The sequence below is a fragment of the Pseudomonas sp. P179 genome (genome assembly GCF_000478485.2).
GTDB lineage: Bacteria > Pseudomonadota > Gammaproteobacteria > Pseudomonadales > Pseudomonadaceae > Pseudomonas > Pseudomonas aeruginosa.
This window is the reverse complement of sequence record NZ_KI517354.1, coordinates 257,875-272,416: the sequence shown is the minus strand read 5'-3', so window position 1 is coordinate 272,416 and position 14,542 is coordinate 257,875. Positions and strand designations below refer to the sequence as shown.

The following is a 14,542-nucleotide window of genomic DNA, read 5'->3' as shown; positions in this document are numbered from 1 at the left end:
CAAATAGCCGCTGCGAATGATGGAGGGGAGAAATTCTTCGGCGTTTCAGAAGGATGGCCGCGCCAATGTTGCAGTCATGCGTCGCAGACGAAATTTTTTTAATAATCTTTAGGAATCAGCTAGTTAGAAATCGGTATTGAATGCCTCGCCGCTCCTGCCGGCGTTCCGCGCAAGAACTGCGCGAAGGCGCTGCGACAACCGTTCCCGACTGCTCCATGGCGTACATCGCTATCGCCGATGCGGCGATAGCGCCGGGCACAACCCATCAGAATGGATAGGGGTTGGCGTCCTTTCGCGCAATGCTCCGCGGTTGCCCGGAGATTGCGGTTACATGCGCTAATTATTTGCCGTTGTTATCCGTTCCCCTCTGTGACAGCGCGGGCAGGTGCCCGGCGCCCCGGCGTGCGCAGCAGGAGACGGAAATGCCGATCGATCATGGGAAAGCGCTCTGCCCCGGACGAGGGCCACGACAGCGGCGCAAGGAGGTCGGCAGGTGAGCCCGGCCGTTTCCCTGCAATTGTTCTGCCTGCCTTATTCGGGGGCCAGCGCCACGCTGTTCCGCCGCTGGCAGCCCAGCCTGCCGGGCTGGATCCGCTTGCTGCCCCTGGAATTGCCGGGGCGCGGCCTTCGCTTCGGCGAGGCCCTGCATACCGATGCCGCCAGCCTGGTCGCGCAATTGGCCGGCGAGCTGCACGGCACCCTCGATAGCGCTTCTCCCTACGCCTTCTTCGGCCACAGCCTGGGCGGGCTGCTGGCCTTCGAACTGGCCCATGCCATGCGTCGGCGCGGCCTCGAAGGGCCGCTGGCGCTATTCCTCTCCGGCGTATCCCCGCCCGCCGAAAACGATGTCAGCGGCTACCGGCGCGCCAAGGCCGACGCCGAACTGGTTGCCGCGTTGCGCGACTACCGGGGTACTCCGGAGGTCGTCCTCAACGATCCGTCGCTGATGCAGATGCTGTTGCCAGTGGTGCGAGCGGACTTTCTCGTCACCGGCAGCTACCGCTACCAGGCGCATGGGCCGCTGGAAGCGGCGCTGCACCTGTTCGGCGGACGCGAGGACAGCCTGCGCAGCGCCGAGTTGCTCGGCTGGCTGCATGAGGCCGGGGGCGACTTCACCCTCGACCTGCTCGACGGGCAGCACTTTTTCATCCGTGAACAGCAGGGGCAGTTGCTGCGCCTGCTGCGTCGCTACGCCGGCCAGCATCTGCTGCGCTGGCACAAGGACAAGGTCCGGGGAAGCATGCGCGCCGCCAGTTGAGGGGCGGCCGCGACGACTGTTTCCGGGACTCACTAGAACTCGATTGCAAGCCGAATTCAGGCAGGAAAACACATGATGGACGCCTTCGAACTTCCCACCACCCTGGTCCAGGCCCTGCGTCGCCGCGCTGTCCAGGAGCCCGAGCGCCTGGCGCTGCGCTTCCTCGCCGAGGACGATGGCGAAGGCGTGGTCCTCAGCTATCGCGATCTCGACCTGCGCGCGCGGAGCATCGCCGCGGCCCTGCAGGCCCATGCGCAGCTGGGCGATCGCGCGGTACTGCTGTTTCCCAGCGGCCCCGACTACGTCGCGGCGTTCTTCGGTTGCCTGTATGCCGGGGTCATCGCGGTGCCGGCCTACCCGCCGGAATCGGCGCGCCGCCATCACCAGGAACGCCTGTTGTCGATCATCGCCGACGCCGAGCCGCGCCTGGTCCTGACCACCGCTGACCTGCGCGAGCCATTGCTGCAGATGAACGCGCAACTGTCCGCCGCCAACGCCCTGCAACTGCTCTGCGTCGACCAGTTGGACCCGGCCGTTGCCGAGGCCTGGGACGAGCCGCAAGTGCGTCCCGAGCACATCGCCTTCCTCCAGTACACCTCCGGTTCAACCGCATTGCCCAAGGGCGTGCAGGTCAGCCATGGCAACCTGGTCGCCAACGAGGTGCTGATCCGCCGAGGCTTCGGCATCGGTGCCGACGACGTGATCGTCAGCTGGCTGCCGCTGTACCACGACATGGGCCTGATCGGCGGCCTGCTGCAACCGATCTTCAGCGGCGTACCCTGCGTGCTGATGTCGCCGCGCTACTTCCTCGAACGTCCGGTGCGCTGGCTGGAAGCCATCAGCCAGTACGGCGGCACCGTCAGCGGCGGTCCCGATTTCGCCTACCGGCTGTGCAGCGAGCGGGTCGCCGAGTCGGCCCTGCAGCGTCTCGACCTGAGCGGCTGGCGGGTAGCCTTCTCCGGTTCCGAGCCGATCCGCCAGGACAGCCTGGAACGCTTCGCCGAGAAATTCGCCGCCAGCCGCTTCGATGCGTCCAGTTTCTTCGCCTGCTACGGCCTCGCCGAGGCGACCCTGTTCGTCACCGGCGGCCAGCGCGGCCAGGGCATTCCCGCCCTGGCGGTGGATGGCGAGGCGCTGGCGCGCAACCGCATCGCCGAAGGCGAAGGCAGCGTGCTGATGTGCTGCGGCCGCAGCCAGCCGGAACACGCCGTGCTGATCGTCGACGCGGCGAGCGGCGAGGTCCTCGGCGACGACAACGTCGGCGAGATCTGGGCCGCCGGGCCGAGCATCGCCCACGGCTACTGGCGCAACCTGGAAGCTTCGGCGAAGACCTTCGTCGAGCGTGACGGGCGCACCTGGCTGCGCACCGGCGACCTCGGCTTCCTCCGCGACGGCGAACTGTTCGTCACCGGGCGCCTGAAGGACATGCTCATCGTCCGCGGCCACAACCTCTATCCGCAGGACATCGAACGCACCGTCGAGAGCGAGGTGCCGTCGGCGCGCAAGGGCAGGGTCGCGGCCTTCGCGGTCACGGTCGATGGCGAGGAAGGCATCGGCATCGCCGCCGAGATCGGTCGCGGCGTCCAGAAATCGGTGCCGGCCCAGGAGCTGATCGACTCGATCCGCCAGGCGGTGGCCGAGGCCTACCAGGAAGCGCCGAAGGTGGTGGCGCTGCTCAATCCCGGCGCCTTGCCGAAGACGTCCAGCGGCAAGCTGCAACGTTCCGCCTGCCGCCTGCGCCTGGAAGACGGCAGCCTGGACAGCTATGCGCTGTTTCCCGGCCTCCAGGCCGTGCAGGAGGCGCAGCCGCCGGCAGGCGACGACGAACTGCTGGCACGCATCGGCGAGATCTGGAAGGCCCGGCTGGGCGTGGCGCAGGTAGCGCCGCGCGATCACTTCTTCCTGCTTGGCGGCAATTCCATCGGCGCCGCCCAGGTGGTCGCCCAGGTGCGCGACAGTCTCGGCGTCGCTCTCGACCTGCGCCAACTGTTCGAGGCGCCGACCCTGCAGGCCTTCAGCGCCACGGTGGCCCGCCAACTGGCCGCCGGCCTGCCGGCCGAGGCACCGATGGCGCACCTGCCGCGCGGTGTCGACCTGCCGCAGTCGGCGGCGCAGCAGCGTCTCTGGCTGACCTGGCAGATCGATCCGCAGAGCGCCGCCTACAACATCCCCGGCGGCCTGCGCCTGCGCGGCGAGCTGGACGAAGCGGCGCTGCGCGCCAGCTTCCAGCGCCTGGTCGAACGCCACGAAGCGCTGCGCACGCGTTTCCTCGAGCGCGACGGCGCGGCCTTGCAGCGTATCGACGAGCGGGGCGAGTTCGCCTGGCAGTTCGTCGACCTCGCCGCGCTGGCCGAGCACGAACGCGCCGCGGCTGCCGCGCAGCGCCGCGAAGCCGAGGCGCAGCAGCCGTTCGACCTGGAAAAGGGGCCGCTGCTGCGGGTCAGCCTGGTGCGCCTGGACGAACAGGAGCACCAGCTCTGGGTCACCCTGCATCACATCGTCGCCGATGGTTGGTCGCTGAACCTGCTGCTCGACGAATTCTCGCGGCTCTACGCCGAAGCCTGCGGCGGCCAGCCGGCCGACCTGGCGCCGCTGGAACTGCACTACGCCGAGTTCGCTGCCTGGCAACGGCAGTGGCTGGACGCGGGCGAGGGCGCCCGCCAACTGGCCTACTGGCGGGAGCGCCTGGGCGACACGGCGCCGGTGCTGGAACTGGCCACCGACCATCCGCGCACGGCGCGCCAGGCGTCGCCCGCCGCGCGCTACAGCCTGCGGGTCGACGAAGCCCTGGCGCGGGCTATCCGCGAGGCCGCGCTGGACCATGAGGCGAGTGTCTTCATGTGGCTGCTGGCGGCGTTCCAGGCGCTGCTGCATCGCCACAGCGGGCAGGGCGAGATCCGCATCGGCGTGCCCAGCGCCAACCGCCAGCGCCTGGAGACCCAGGGGCTGGTCGGCTTCTTCATCAACACCCTGGTCCTGCGCGGCACGCCCCGGGCGCGCCAGCCGTTCGCCGCGTTGCTCGGCGAGGCTCGCGAGGCGACCCTCGGGGCCCAGGCCAACCAGGACCTGCCGTTCGACCAGGTGCTCGCGGCCTGCGGCCAGGGCGGCCAGTTGTTCCAGGTGCTGTTCAACCACCAGCAGCGCGACCTGTCGGCGTTGCGCCGGCTGCCCGGCCTGCTCGCCGACGAGCTGCCCTGGCACAGCCGCGAAGCCAAGTTCGACCTGCAACTGCAGAGCGAGGAGGACGCTCGCGGTCGCCTGACCCTGAATTTCGACTACGCCGCGGACCTCTTCGACGAGGCCAGCATCCGGCGTTTCGCCGCGCAATACCTGGAGCTGCTGCGCCAGGTCGCGGAAGACCCGCAGCGCTGCCTCGGCGATATCGCCCTGGTCGACGCCGAGCAGGCGGCGCACCTCGCCGAATGGGGCAGCGCGCCCTGCGAGCCGGCGCGCGCCTTGCTGCCGGAGCTGCTGGAGCGGCAACTGGCGCAGTCCGCCGAACGCGTCGCCCTGGAGTGGGACGGCGGCAGCCTCGGCTACGCCGAACTGCACGCCCGGGCCAACCGCCTGGCCCACTACCTGCGCGACAAGGGCGTCGGCCCGGACGTGCGGGTAGCGATCTGCGCCGAGCGTTCGCCGCAACTGCTGGTCGGTCTGCTGGCGATCGTCAAGGCGGGCGGCGCCTACGTGCCGCTGGACCCGGACTACCCCAGCGAACGCCTGGCCTACATGCTCGCCGACAGTGGCGTCGAGCTGCTGCTGACCCAGGCCCATCTGTTCGAGCGCCTGCCTGGCGCGGAGGGCGTCACGCCGATCTGCCTGGACAGCCTCAAGCTCGACAACTGGCCGAGCCAGGCACCGGGCCTGCACCTGCACGGCGACAATCTCGCCTACGTCATCTACACCTCCGGCTCCACCGGCCAGCCGAAGGGCGTGGGCAACACCCACGCGGCGCTGGCCGAGCGCCTGCAATGGATGCAGGCCACCTACGCCCTCGACGGCGACGACGTGCTGATGCAGAAGGCGCCGGTGAGCTTCGACGTGTCGGTGTGGGAGTGCTTCTGGCCGCTGGTCACCGGTTGCCGGCTGGTCCTCGCCGCCCCCGGCGAGCACCGCGATCCGGCGCGCCTGGTGGAACTGGTGCGGCAGTTCGGGGTGACCACGCTGCACTTCGTGCCGCCGCTGCTGCAACTGTTCATCGACGAACCCGGCGTCGCCGCCTGCGGCAGCCTGCGCCGCCTGTTCTCCGGCGGCGAGGCGCTTCCGGCGGAGCTGCGCAACCGCGTGTTGCAACGCCTGCCGGCGGTGGCCCTGCATAACCGCTACGGGCCGACCGAGACCGCCATCAACGTCACCCATTGGCAGTGCCGCGCGGAAGACGGCGAGCGTTCGCCGATCGGCCGACCGCTGGGCAACGTGGTCTGCCGCGTGCTGGACGCCGAGTTCAACCTGCTGCCGGCCGGCGTCGCCGGCGAGCTGTGCATCGGCGGCCTGGGCCTGGCCCGCGGCTACCTGGGGCGCCCGGCGCTGAGCGCCGAGCGCTTCGTCGCCGATCCGTTCTCGGCCGCCGGCGAGCGCCTGTACCGCACCGGCGACCGCGCGCGCTGGAACGCCGACGGCGTGCTGGAATACCTCGGCCGCCTCGACCAGCAGGTCAAGCTGCGTGGCTTCCGCATCGAGCCGGAGGAAATCCAGGCACGCCTGCTGGCGCAGCCGGGGGTGGCCCAGGCGGTAGTGGTGATCCGCGAAGGCGTGGCCGGCAGCCAGTTGGTCGGCTACTACACCGGCGCTGTCGGCGCCGAGGCGGAAGCCGAGCAGAACCAGCGTCTGCGCGCCGCGCTACAGGCCGAACTGCCGGAATACATGGTCCCGACGCAGTTGATGCGCCTGGCGCAGATGCCCCTCGGCCCGAGCGGCAAGCTGGATACGCGGGCGCTGCCGGAGCCGGTCTGGCAGCAGCGCGAGCACGTCGAGCCGCGGACCGAGCTGCAACGGCGCATCGCCGCGATCTGGAGCGAAGTGCTCGGCCTGCCGCGGGTCGGCTTGCGCGACGATTTCTTCGAGCTCGGCGGGCATTCCCTGCTGGCCACCCGCATCGTCTCGCGCACCCGCCAGGCCTGCGACGTCGAACTGCCGTTGCGCGCGCTGTTCGAGGCCAGCGAACTGGAGGCCTTCTGCGAACAGGTCCGCGCAGCCCAGGCCGCCGGACGTACCGACAGCCACGGCGCGATCCGCCGCATCGACCGCGAGCAGCCGGTGCCGCTGTCCTACTCGCAGCAGCGCATGTGGTTCCTCTGGCAACTGGAGCCGGACAGCCCGGCCTACAACGTCGGCGGCCTGGCACGCCTGAGCGGGCCGCTGGACGTGGCGCGCTTCGAGGCCGCGCTACAGGCCCTGGTGCAGCGCCACGAGACCCTGCGCACCACGTTCCCCAGCGTCGACGGCGTGCCGGTACAGCGCGTGCACGGCGATGGCGGCCTGCACATGGACTGGCAGGACTTCTCCGCGCTCGACCGCGACAGCCGCCAGCAGCACCTGCAGACCCTCGCCGACAGCGAGGCGCACCGGCCCTTCGACCTTGAGAGCGGGCCGTTGCTGCGGGTCTGCATGGTGAAGATGGCCGAGCGCGAGCACTACCTGGTGGTGACCCTGCACCACATCGTCACCGAAGGCTGGGCGATGGACATCTTCGCCCGCGAACTGGGCGCGCTCTACGAGGCCTTCCTCGACGACCGCGAATCGCCGCTGGAGCCGTTGCCGGTCCAGTACCTGGACTACAGCGTGTGGCAGCGCGAGTGGCTGGAGAGCGGCGAGCGCCAGCGCCAGCTCGACTACTGGAAGGCCCAGCTGGGCAACGAGCATCCGCTGCTCGAACTGCCGGGCGACCGGCCACGCCCGCCGGTGCAGAGCCACCAGGGCGACCTCTACCGCTTCGACCTGAGCCCCGAGCTGGCCGAGCGCGTGCGGCGCTTCAACGCCGCCCGCGGGCTGACCATGTTCATGACCATGACCGCCACCCTTGCGGCCTTGCTCTACCGCTACAGCGGCCAGCAGGACCTGCGTATCGGCGCGCCGGTGGCGAACCGCATCCGCCCGGAGAGCGAAGGGCTGATCGGCGCCTTCCTCAATACCCAGGTGCTGCGCTGCCGGCTCGACGGACAGATGAGCGTCGGCGAGCTGCTTGAGCAGGTGCGGCAGACCGTGATCGATGGCCAGTCGCACCAGGACCTGCCGTTCGACCACCTGGTGGAAGCCCTGCAACCGCCGCGCAGCGCCGCCTACAACCCGTTGTTCCAGGTGATGTGCAACGTCCAGCGCTGGGAGTTCCAGCAGACCCGGCAACTGGCCGGGATGACCGTCGAGTACATCGCCAACGATGCGCGGGCGACCAAGTTCGACCTCAACCTGGAGGTCACCGACCTCGACCAGCGCCTCGGCTGCTGCCTGACCTACAGCCGCGACCTGTTCGACGAACCGCGCATCGCGCGGATGGCCGGACACTGGCAGAACCTGCTGGAGGCGCTGCTGGGCGACCCGCAGCGGCGCATTGCCGAATTGCCGCTGTTCGCCGCCGAGGAGCGGAAGCAACTGCTGCTCGCCGGCACGGCCGGCGAGGCAGGGCTCCAGGACACCCTCCATGGCCTGTTCGCCGCCCGCGTGGCGGCCAGCCCCCAGGCCCCGGCGCTGACCTTCGCCGGACAGACCCTGAGCTATGCCGAACTCGATGCCCGCTCCAACCGTCTGGCGCGCGTCCTGCGCAGTCACGGCGTCGGCCCGGAAGTGCGGGTCGGCCTGGCCCTGGAGCGTTCGCTGGAGATGGTCGTCGGCCTGCTGGCGATCCTCAAGGCCGGCGGCGCCTACGTGCCGCTGGACCCGGAATATCCGCTGGAGCGCCTGCAATACATGATCGAGGACAGCGGCGTACGCCTGCTGCTCAGCCACGCGGCGCTGTTCGAGGCCCTCGGCGAGCTGCCGGCGGGCGTGGCGCGCTGGTGCCTCGAGGAGGACGGCCCGGCGCTGGACGCCGAGGACCCCGCGCCGCTGGCAGCGCTGAGCGGGCCGCAGCACCAGGCCTACCTGATCTATACCTCCGGCTCCACCGGCAAGCCGAAGGGCGTGGCGGTCTCCCACGGCGAGATCGCCATGCACTGCGCCGCGGTGATCGAGCGCTTCGGCATGCGCGCCGAGGATTGTGAACTGCACTTCTATTCGATCAACTTCGACGCCGCCAGCGAGCGCCTGCTGGCCCCGTTGCTGTGCGGCGCCCGCGTGGTGCTGCGGGCCCAGGGCCAGTGGGGCGCGGAGGAAATCTGCGAGCTGATCCGCGCGGAGGGCGTGAGCATCCTCGGCTTCACCCCGAGCTACGGCAGCCAACTCGCCCAGTGGCTGGAGAGCCAGGGCCGGCAGTTGCCGGTGCGCATGTGCATCACCGGCGGCGAAGCGCTGACCGGCGAGCACCTGCAACGGATTCGCCAGGCCTTCGCCCCGGCGTCGTTCTTCAATGCCTACGGACCGACCGAAACGGTGGTCATGCCGCTGGCCTGCCTGGCTCCCGAACGACTGGAGGAGGGCGCCGCCAGCGTGCCGATCGGCAGCGTGGTCGGTGCGCGGGTCGCCTACATCCTGGATGCCGACCTGGCCCTGGTGCCGCAGGGCGCGACCGGCGAACTCTACGTCGGCGGCGCCGGCCTGGCGCGCGGCTACCATGAGCGTCCGGCGCTCAGCGCCGAGCGCTTCGTGCCCGATCCCTTCGCTGCCGAGGGCGGCCGCCTGTACCGCACCGGCGACCTGGTGCGCCTGTGCGACAACGGCCAGGTGGAATATGTCGGCCGCATCGACCACCAGGTGAAGATCCGTGGCTTCCGCATCGAACTGGGCGAGATCGAGGCGCGCCTGCTGGAGCATCCGCAGGTTCGCGAAGCGCTGGTCCTGGCGCTCGACAGCCCGAGCGGCAAGCAGTTGGCCGGTTATGTCGCCAGCGCGGTGGCCGAGCAGGACGAGGACGCCCAGGCGGCGCTGCGCGAGGCGCTGAAAACGCATCTCAAGCAGCAATTGCCGGACTACATGGTGCCGGCCCACCTGCTGTTGCTCGCCAGCCTGCCGCTGACCGCCAACGGCAAGCTCGACCGCCGCGCGCTGCCGGCGCCCGACCCGGCGCTCAACCGGCAGGCCTACGAGGCCCCGCGCAGCGTGCTGGAGCAGCAACTGGCCGGGGTCTGGCGCGAGGTGCTGAACGTCGAGCGGGTAGGTCTCGGCGACAACTTCTTCGAACTGGGAGGCGATTCGATCCTGTCGATCCAGGTGGTCAGCCGCGCCCGCCAGCTCGGCATCCACTTCAGCCCCCGCGACCTGTTCCAGCACCAGACCGTGCAGAGCCTCGCCGCGGTGGCCCGGCACAGCCAGGCCAGCCAGGCCGAGCAGGGGCCGGTGCAGGGCGACAGCGCGCTGACGCCGATCCAGCACTGGTTCTTCGACCTGCCGCTGGCGCGCCGCGAACACTGGAACCAGTCGCTGCTGTTGCAGCCGCGGCAGGCCATTGACCTCGGTCTGCTGCGCAAGTCCCTGCAACGCCTGGTCGAACAGCATGATGCCCTGCGCCTGGCGTTCCGCCAGGTCGACGGCGAGTGGCTGGCGCAGCATCGTCCGCTGCGCGAACAGGAACTGCTCTGGCACGTCCCGGTGCAATCCTTCGACGAATGCGCCGAGCTGTTCGCCAAGGCCCAGCGCAGCCTCGACCTCGAACAGGGGCCGCTGCTGCGCGCGGTGCTGGTGGACGGCCCGGCCGGTGAGCAACGCCTGCTGCTGGCGATCCACCACCTGGTGGTGGACGGGGTGTCCTGGCGGGTGCTGCTGGAGGACCTGCAACAGGTCTACCGTCAGTTCGCCGAGGGCGCCGAACCGGCGCTGCCGGCCAAGACCAGCGCCTTCCGCGACTGGGCCGGACGCCTGCAGGCCTACGCCGGCAGCGAATCGCTGCGCGAGGAGCTGGGCTGGTGGCAAGCCCGGCTGGGTGGGCAGCCGGTCGAGTGGCCGTGCGACCGCCCGCAGGGCGACAACCGCGAGGCGCTGGCGGAAAGTGTCAGCCTGCGGCTCGACCCGCAACGTACCCGGCAATTGCTGCAACAGGCGCCGGCGGCCTACCGCACCCAGGTCAACGACCTGCTGCTGACCGCCCTCGCTCGCGTGCTCTGCCGCTGGAGCGGGCAGCCATCGACGCTGGTGCAGTTGGAAGGGCATGGCCGCGAGGCGCTGTTCGACGATATCGACCTGACCCGCAGCGTCGGCTGGTTCACCAGCGCCTACCCGTTGCGCCTGACCCCGGCGCAGAGCCCGGGCGAGTCGATCAAGGCGATCAAGGAACAGCTCCGCGCGGTGCCGCACAAAGGCCTCGGCTACGGCGTGCTGCGCTACCTCGCCGATCCGGCGGTGCGCCAGGCGATGGCCGCGCTGCCCACGGCGCCGATAACCTTCAACTACCTCGGACAGTTCGACCAGAGCTTCGCCGACGCCCTGTTCCAGCCGCTGGACCAGCCCACCGGGCCGATCCACGACGAGCAGGCGCCGTTGCCCAACGAGCTGAGCGTCGATGGCCAGGTCTACGGCGGCGAGCTGGTGCTGCGCTGGACCTACAGCCGCGAGCGCTACGACGCGCAGACGGTGAACGAGCTGGCGCAGGCCTATCTCGCCGAACTGCAGGCGCTGATCGAGCATTGCCTGGAAGACGGCGCCGGCGGCCTGACCCCGTCCGACTTCCCGCTGGCGCAACTGAGCCAGGCGCAACTGGACGCCCTGGCGGTGCCGGCCGGCGAGATCGAGGACGTCTATCCGCTGACCCCGATGCAGGAAGGGTTGCTGTTGCACACCCTGCTGGAACCGGGCACCGGCATCTACTACATGCAGGACCGCTACCGGATCGACAGCCCGCTCGATCCCGAGCGCTTCGCCGCCGCCTGGCAGGCGGTGGTGGCCCGCCACGAGGCGCTGCGCGCGTCGTTCGTCTGGAATGCTGGCGAAACGATGTTGCAGGTGATCCACAAGCCCGGTCGCACCCGCATCGAGTTCCTCGACTGGAGCGAACTGCCGGAGGACGGCCACGAGGAACGCCTGCAAGCGCTGCACAAGCGCGAGCGCGAGGCCGGCTTCGACCTGCTCGAACAGCCGCCGTTCCACCTGCGCCTGATCCGCCTGGACGAGGCGCGCTACTGGTTCATGATGAGCAACCACCACATCCTCATCGATGCCTGGTGCCGTGGCCTGCTGATGAACGACTTCTTCGAGATCTACGGCGCCCTCGGCGAAGGCCGCCCGGCGAACCTGCCGACGCCGCCGCGCTACCGCGACTACATCGCCTGGCTGCAACGCCAGGACCTGGAGCAGTCGCGCCGCTGGTGGAGCGAGAGCCTGCGCGGCTTCGAGCGGCCGACCCTGGTGCCCAGCGACCGCCCGTTCCTCCGCGAGCACGCCGGCGAAAGCGGCGGGATGATCGTCGGTGACCGCTATACGCGTCTGGACGCCGCCGACGGCGCGCGCCTGCGCGAACTGGCGCAGCGCTACCAGCTCACCGTCAACACCTTCGCCCAGGCCGCCTGGGCGCTGACCCTGCGCCGCTTCAGCGGCGAGCGCGACGTGCTCTTCGGCGTCACCGTGGCCGGGCGCCCGGTGGGCATGCCGGAAATGCAGCGCACCGTCGGCCTGTTCATCAACAGCATCCCATTGCGCGTGCAGATGCCGGCCGCCGGCCAGCGCTGCACGGTGCGCGAATGGCTGAACCGGCTGTTCGAGCGCAACCTGGAGTTGCGCGAGCACGAGCACCTGCCCCTGGTAGCCATCCAGGAAAGCAGCGAGCTGCCCAAGGGCCAGCCGCTGTTCGACAGCCTGTTCGTGTTCGAGAACGCTCCGGTGGAAGTCTCGGTGCTGGACCGCGCGCAGAGCCTGAACGCCAGTTCCGACTCCGGGCGTACCCACACCAACTTCCCGTTGACCGTGGTCTGCTATCCGGGTGATGACCTCGGCCTGCACCTGTCCTACGACCAGCGCTACTTCGAGGCGCCGACCGTCGAGCGCCTGCTCGGCGAGTTCAAGCGCCTGCTACTGGCCCTGGCCGACGGTTTCCACGGCGAACTGGAGGCCTTGCCGCTGCTCGGCGAGGACGAGCGCGACTTCCTCCTCGACGGCTGCAACCGCAGCGCCCGCGACTACCCGCTGGAGCAAGGCTACGTGCGGCTGTTCGAGGCGCAGGTGGCGGCCCATCCGCAGCGCATCGCCGCCAGTTGCCTGGAACAGCGCTGGAGCTACGCCGAGCTGAACCGCCGGGCCAACCGCCTCGGCCACGCCCTGCGCGCCGCCGGCGTCGGCATCGACCAGCCGGTGGCACTGCTGGCCGAGCGCGGCCTCGACCTGCTCGGCATGATCGTCGGCAGCTTCAAGGCCGGTGCCGGCTACCTGCCGCTCGACCCCGGCCATCCGACCCAGCGCCTGACCCGGATCGTCGAGCTGAGCCGCACGCCGGTGCTGGTCTGCACCCAGGCCTGCCGCGAGCAGGCGCTGGCGCTGTTCGACGAACTCGGCTGCGTCGACCGGCCGCGCCTGCTGGTGTGGGACGAGATCCAGCAGGGCGAGGGCGCCGAGCACGATCCGCAGGTCTACAGCGGGCCGCAGAACCTCGCCTACGTGATCTACACCTCCGGCTCCACCGGACTGCCGAAGGGCGTGATGGTGGAGCAGGCGGGCATGCTCAACAACCAGTTGAGCAAGGTCCCGTACCTGGAACTGGACGAGAACGACGTGATCGCCCAGACCGCCTCGCAGAGCTTCGACATCTCGGTCTGGCAGTTCCTCGCCGCGCCGTTGTTCGGCGCCCGCGTGGCGATCGTGCCGAACGCCATCGCCCACGATCCGCAGGGCCTGCTGGCGCACGTCGGCGAACAGGGCATCACGGTGCTGGAAAGCGTGCCGTCGCTGATCCAGGGCATGCTCGCCGAAGAGCGCCAGGCCCTCGACGGCCTGCGCTGGATGCTGCCCACCGGCGAGGCGATGCCGCCGGAACTGGCGCGCCAGTGGCTCAAGCGCTACCCGCGGATCGGCCTGGTGAATGCCTACGGGCCGGCGGAATGCTCCGACGACGTGGCGTTCTTCCGCGTCGACCTGGCCTCCACCGAGAGCACCTACCTGCCGATCGGCAGTCCCACCGACAACAACCGCCTGTACCTGCTCGGCGCCGGCGCCGACGACGCCTTCGAACTGGTGCCGCTGGGCGCGGTGGGCGAGCTGTGCGTGGCCGGCACCGGCGTCGGTCGTGGCTACGTCGGCGATCCGCTGCGCACCGCCCAGGCCTTCGTCCCGCATCCGTTCGGCGCGCCGGGCGAGCGTCTGTACCGTACCGGCGACCTGGCGCGGCGGCGCGCCGACGGAGTGCTGGAATATGTCGGGCGGATCGACCACCAGGTGAAGCTGCGCGGCTTGCGCATCGAGCTGGGCGAGATCGAGGCGCGCCTGCACGAACGCGCCGACGTCCGCGAGGCGGCGGTGGCGGTGCAGGAAGGGGCGAACGGCAAGTACCTGGTGGGCTACCTGGTTCCCGGCGAGACACAGCGTTCCAGCGCCGACTCGCCGGCCGGACTGATGGTGGAGCAGGGCGCCTGGTTCGAGCGGATCAAGCAGCAACTGCGCGCCGACCTGCCGGACTACATGGTGCCGCTGCACTGGCTGGTGCTGGACCGGATGCCGCTCAACGCCAACGGCAAGCTCGACCGCAAGGCGCTGCCGGCGCTGGACATCGGCCAGATGCAGAACCAGGCCTACCAGGCCCCGCGCAACGAACTGGAGGAAACCCTGGCGCGGATCTGGGCCGAGGTGCTGAAGGTCGAGCGGGTCGGGGTGTTCGACAACTTCTTCGAACTCGGCGGGCATTCGCTGCTGGCCACCCAGATCGCCTCGCGGGTGCAGAAGGCCCTGCAACGCAACGTGCCGCTACGGGCGATGTTCGAATGCACCACGGTGGAAGAGCTGGCCAGCTACATCGAGTCCCTGGCCCCGAGTGAGATCAGCGAGCAGAAGGCCGAGCGCCTGAACGACCTGATGTCGAAGCTGGAAATGCTCTGAGGCACGCGCCCCGCCACAGGCCGGATACCTGTGCGGGGCGCGTGGCGGAAAGGCATGAAAAAGGCCCGCCGAAGACGCCCGGGCGTCCTTGGCGGGCCTTTCTACAAATTCGTTCTAGGCAAACCAGCCCTCTGACCTTGAGGGAGAGGGGCGTTCGGAGCGGCGAACCCGCCCGCTAGGCGA

At 69.8% G+C, this 14,542-nt stretch carries 2 protein-coding genes; both read left to right on the top strand.

Annotated elements, in window-relative coordinates:
• Positions 1-493 precede the first annotated feature (493 nt).
• On the top strand, positions 494-1,258 hold the full coding sequence (gene pvdG, locus HMPREF1224_RS13985; RefSeq protein WP_010793039.1) for a pyoverdine biosynthesis thioesterase PvdG: 765 nt from the start codon (positions 494-496) through the stop codon (positions 1,256-1,258).
• A 72-nt stretch (positions 1,259-1,330) separates the two neighbouring features.
• Entirely contained in the window at positions 1,331-14,359 is a 13,029-nt protein-coding gene (pvdL, locus tag HMPREF1224_RS13980) for a pyoverdine non-ribosomal peptide synthetase/polyketide synthase PvdL (RefSeq protein ID WP_010793038.1), read from the top strand.
• The last annotated feature ends 183 nt before the right edge of the window (positions 14,360-14,542 follow it).